The following is a 5503-nucleotide window of genomic DNA, read 5'->3' as shown; positions in this document are numbered from 1 at the left end:
CGAAAGAAGTCCGGCGGTGTCCTACTCTCCCACGAGGTCCCCCTCGCAGTACCATCGGCGCAGAAGGTCTTAGCTTCCGGGTTCGGAATGTAACCGGGCGTTTCCCCTTCGCTATGGCCGCCGAAACACTATTGATTTAGCGTGTCTGCAGACCTGAAACGATGTTCAGGTGTGCGGTTTCCGACCGTAAATCGGGAACCACAAAGTGGACGCGAGCAACAAAACTATGTGTTGTCAAGTTATCGGCTTATTAGTACAGGTCAGCTGCATGGGTCTTGAGTCCCCACTTCCACATCCTGCCTATCAACCCAGTAGTCTAGCTGGGAGCCTCTCCCCCGAAGGGATGGAAATCTCATCTTGAAGCCGGCTTCCCGCTTAGATGCTTTCAGCGGTTATCCGTTCCGAACGTAGCTAATCAGCGGTGCTCCTGGCGGAACAACTGACACACCAGAGGTTCGTCCATCCCGGTCCTCTCGTACTAGGGATAGATCTTCTCAAATTTCCTACGCGCGCAGCGGATAGGGACCGAACTGTCTCACGACGTTCTAAACCCAGCTCGCGTACCGCTTTAATGGGCGAACAGCCCAACCCTTGGGACCTACTCCAGCCCCAGGATGCGACGAGCCGACATCGAGGTGCCAAACCATGCCGTCGATATGGACTCTTGGGCAAGATCAGCCTGTTATCCCCGAGGTACCTTTTATCCGTTGAGCGACAGCGCTTCCACAAGCCACTGCCGGATCACTAGTCCCGACTTTCGTCCCTGCTCGAGCCGTCACTCTCACAGTCAAGCTCCCTTGTGCACTTACACTCGACACCTGATTGCCAACCAGGTTGAGGGAACCTTTGGGCGCCTCCGTTACTTTTTGGGAGGCAACCGCCCCAGTTAAACTACCCACCAGGCACTGTCCCTGAACCGGATCACGGTTCGAAGTTAGATATCCAGAGTGACCAGAGTGGTATTTCAACAATGACTCCACGAACACTGGCGTGCCCGCTTCAAAGTCTCCCACCTATCCTACACAAGCCACACCGAACACCAATACCAAGCTGTAGTAAAGGTCACGGGGTCTTTCCGTCCTGCTGCGCGTAACGAGCATCTTTACTCGTAGTGCAATTTCGCCGAGTTCGCGGTTGAGACAGCTGGGAAGTCGTTACGCCATTCGTGCAGGTCGGAACTTACCCGACAAGGAATTTCGCTACCTTAGGATGGTTATAGTTACCACCGCCGTTTACTGGGGCTTAAATTCAGAGCTTCGTCGAAACTAACCCTTCCTCTTAACCTTCCAGCACCGGGCAGGCGTCAGTCCGTATACATCGTCTTGCGACTTCGCACGGACCTGTGTTTTTAGTAAACAGTCGCTTCCCACTGGTCTCTGCGGCCCTGCAGCGCTTCCTGGAGCAAGTCCATTCACGCCTGAGGCCCCCCTTCTCCCGAAGTTACGGGGGCATTTTGCCGAGTTCCTTAACCACGATTCTCTCGATCTCCTTGGTATTCTCTACCTGACCACCTGAGTCGGTTTGGGGTACGGGCGGCTGGAACCTCGCGTCGATGCTTTTCTTGGCAGCATAGGATCATCAGATCTTGCCCTTGCGGACTCCCCTTCAGGTCTCAGCCTTATATGAGAGACGGATTTGCCTATCTCTCGGCCTACACCCTTGGCCTCGGACAACCATCGCCGAGGACTGACTACCTTCCTGCGTCACACCTGTTAATACGCTAGCCGCACCAGCATGGGGTCGAGCGTTAGGCCGGCAGCTTCACCCCGAAGGGATCCGTCAACCGGATTAGGACTCTTAGCACCACTGGATTAGCTTTGGCGGTTCTTCGCCGGTACGGGAATATCAACCCGTTGTCCATCGACTACGCCTGTCGGCCTCGCCTTAGGTCCCGACTTACCCAGGGCAGATTAGCTTGACCCTGGAACCCTTGGTCTTTCGGAGGACGTGTTTCTCACACGTCTTTCGCTACTCATGCCTGCATTCTCACTCGTGTGGCGTCCACGGCTGGATCACTCCGCCGCTTCACTCGCCACACGACGCTCTCCTACCAATCCGCACGGCTGGACCACGAAGGCCTACCAAATATGCGAATTCTACGACTTCGGCGGTGTGCTTGAGCCCCGTTACATTGTCGGCGCGGAATCACTTGACCAGTGAGCTATTACGCACTCTTTCAAGGGTGGCTGCTTCTAAGCCAACCTCCTGGTTGTCTCTGCAACTCCACATCCTTTCCCACTTAGCACACGCTTAGGGGCCTTAGTCGGTAGTCTGGGTTGTTTCCCTCTCGACGATGAAGCTTATCCCCCACCGTCTCACTGCTGCGCTCTCACTTACCGGCATTCGGAGTTTGGCTGACGTCAGTAACCTTGTAGGGCCCATCGGCCATCCAGTAGCTCTACCTCCGGCAAGAAACACGCAACGCTGCACCTAAATGCATTTCGGAGAGAACCAGCTATCACGAAGTTTGATTGGCCTTTCACCCCTATCCACAGCTCATCCCCTCGGTTTTCAACCCAAGTGGGTTCGGTCCTCCACGACGTCTTACCGTCGCTTCAACCTGGCCATGGATAGATCACTTCGCTTCGGGTCTAGGGCATGCGACTCAAACGCTCTATTCGAACTCGCTTTCGCTACGGCTACCCCTCACGGGTTAACCTCGCCACATACCGCTAACTCGCAGGCTCATTCTTCAAAAGGCACGCTGTCACCCCTGCTAGGGAGGCTCCAACGGTTTGTAAGCAGACGGTTTCAGGTACTATTTCACTCCCCTCCCGGGGTACTTTTCACCTTTCCCTCACGGTACTTGTCCGCTATCGGTCATCTGGGAGTATTTAGGCTTACCAGGTGGTCCTGGCAGATTCACACGGGATTTCTCGGGCCCCGTGCTACTTGGGATACTCTCCATCGCTGCGCCACATTTCGACTACGGGACTGGCACCCTCTGTGGTCGGCCTTTCAAGACCGTTCGTCTATATCGCGCACGTCAACGTGAACTTCGGCAGAAGTTCGTGAAAGTCCCACAACCCCGACCATGCAACGCCTGCCGGCTATCACACATGATCGGTTTGGCCTGTTCCGGTTTCGCTCGCCACTACTAACGGAATCGCGGTTGCTTTCTCTTCCTGTGGGTACTGAGATGTTTCACTTCCCCACGTTCCCTCTACCCGCCCTATATATTCAGGCGGGAGTCACCAGGTCGCACAAGTACGCACTGGCGGGGTTTCCCCATTCGGACATCCTCGGATCAAAGTTCGCTTATCAACTCCCCGAGGCTTATCGCAGATTGCTACGTCCTTCTTCGGCTCCAGATGCCAAGGCATCCACCGTCTGCTCTTAGAAACTTGACTACATGAGTTTTGTTAGAATCGATCGGCAGCACCATAAGTACTGCAGATTGACCAATGATCTATAAATGAGATCATCTTGTAGACGACACTCGAAAGTGTCTATCTAAGATGCTCGCGTCCACTGTGTAGTTCTCAAATTACGGGCGGTACCCCCGCCTCCCGGTCACTGACCAGTCAGCAAGAGGTCCAGAAGAGCCTCAGTCACCCGAGTCCCTCAGGACCCAACAGCGTGCACGCGCCGGCCGCCCCGACCAGACCCTTTCCTTGCTTCCGAAGAAGCCGTACTGAGATCCAGACGATCTGTCCGACGCCTATGTCAATGTTCCACCCATGAGCAAACCACCGGACAACGTGTGTGTCCGTAGTGGCTCTGGAACCAGCCGAAGCTGATTCAGAAGCTCCTTAGAAAGGAGGTGATCCAGCCGCACCTTCCGGTACGGCTACCTTGTTACGACTTAGTCCTAATTACCGATCCCACCTTCGACGGCTCCCTCCACAAGGGTTGGGCCACCGGCTTCGGGTGTTACCGACTTTCATGACTTGACGGGCGGTGTGTACAAGGCCCGGGAACGTATTCACCGCAGCGTTGCTGATCTGCGATTACTAGCGACTCCGACTTCATGAGGTCGAGTTGCAGACCTCAATCCGAACTGAGACCGGCTTTTTGGGATTCGCTCCACCTTACGGTATTGCAGCCCTTTGTACCGGCCATTGTAGCATGCGTGAAGCCCAAGACATAAGGGGCATGATGATTTGACGTCATCCCCACCTTCCTCCGAGTTGACCCCGGCAGTCTCCTATGAGTTCCCACCATAACGTGCTGGCAACATAGAACGAGGGTTGCGCTCGTTGCGGGACTTAACCCAACATCTCACGACACGAGCTGACGACAACCATGCACCACCTGTATACGAGTGTCCAAAGAGTTGACTATTTCTAGCCCGTTCTCGTATATGTCAAGCCTTGGTAAGGTTCTTCGCGTTGCATCGAATTAATCCGCATGCTCCGCCGCTTGTGCGGGCCCCCGTCAATTCCTTTGAGTTTTAGCCTTGCGGCCGTACTCCCCAGGCGGGGCGCTTAATGCGTTAGCTGCGACACGGAAACCGTGGAATGGTCCCCACATCTAGCGCCCAACGTTTACGGCGTGGACTACCAGGGTATCTAATCCTGTTCGCTCCCCACGCTTTCGCTCCTCAGCGTCAGTAACGGCCCAGAGAACTGCCTTCGCCATCGGTGTTCCTCCTGATATCTGCGCATTCCACCGCTACACCAGGAATTCCATTCTCCCCTACCGCACTCTAGCTGGCCCGTACCCACTGCAGACCCGAGGTTGAGCCTCGGGATTTCACAGCAGACGCGACCAACCGCCTACGAGCTCTTTACGCCCAATAATTCCGGATAACGCTTGCACCCTACGTATTACCGCGGCTGCTGGCACGTAGTTAGCCGGTGCTTTTTCTGCAGGTACCGTCACTCTCGCTTCTTCCCTGCTAAAAGAGGTTTACAACCCGAAGGCCGTCGTCCCTCACGCGGCGTTGCTGCATCAGGCTTTCGCCCATTGTGCAATATTCCCCACTGCTGCCTCCCGTAGGAGTCTGGGCCGTGTCTCAGTCCCAGTGTGGCCGGTCACCCTCTCAGGCCGGCTACCCGTCGTAGGCTTGGTGAGCCATTACCTCACCAACAACCTGATAGGCCGCGAGTCCATCCTTGACCAAAAAATCTTTCCAACTCCTAGCCATGCGGCTGAAGCTCGTATCCGGTATTAGACGTCGTTTCCAACGCTTATCCCAGAGTCAAGGGCAGGTTACTCACGTGTTACTCACCCGTTCGCCACTGATCCAGAAGAGCAAGCTCTTCCTTCACCGTTCGACTTGCATGTGTTAAGCACGCCGCCAGCGTTCATCCTGAGCCAGGATCAAACTCTCCGTAAATGAATGACAGCCAACCGGTCGAAACCAGCTGACAAATCTTTTGCCCAGCCGCCACGGGAAAACGCGACAACCAGACGAGTTTGATCTGACTGAAAGGATCATCATACTGACAATCCGTCAATCCAAAGGAATCTCTCACCCGGCAACCGAAGTCACCGAGCCGAGGTTATTTGGCATTTGACATAGTGCACGCTGTTGAGTTCTCAAGGATCGGATGCTCGA

The 5503-nt window shown here is 55.0% G+C and carries 3 rRNA genes; all 3 read right to left on the bottom strand.

Annotation, left to right across the window (positions count from 1 at the left end):
• Nucleotides 1–8 precede the first annotated feature (8 nt).
• The 3 genes from rrf to FJ657_RS16940 all read right to left on the bottom strand — a co-directional run bounded on the left by rrf (nucleotide 9) and on the right by FJ657_RS16940 (nucleotide 5281).
• Nucleotides 9–125 (bottom strand): 5S ribosomal RNA (gene rrf / locus FJ657_RS16950).
• 105 nt (nucleotides 126–230) lie between these two features.
• Nucleotides 231–3350 (bottom strand): 23S ribosomal RNA (locus FJ657_RS16945).
• A gap of 406 nt (nucleotides 3351–3756) precedes the next feature.
• Nucleotides 3757–5281: ribosomal RNA gene (locus tag FJ657_RS16940) — 16S ribosomal RNA — on the bottom strand.
• Together the 16S, 23S and 5S rRNA genes form the textbook arrangement of a ribosomal RNA operon.
• Nucleotides 5282–5503: the final 222 nt, after the last annotated feature.

It is taken from the genome of Schumannella soli, assembly GCF_006517435.1.
Taxonomy (GTDB): Bacteria; Actinomycetota; Actinomycetes; order Actinomycetales; family Microbacteriaceae; genus Schumannella; species Schumannella soli.
Note: the sequence above shows the minus strand (reverse complement) of the source record. Positions and strands in the feature narration are given on the sequence as shown.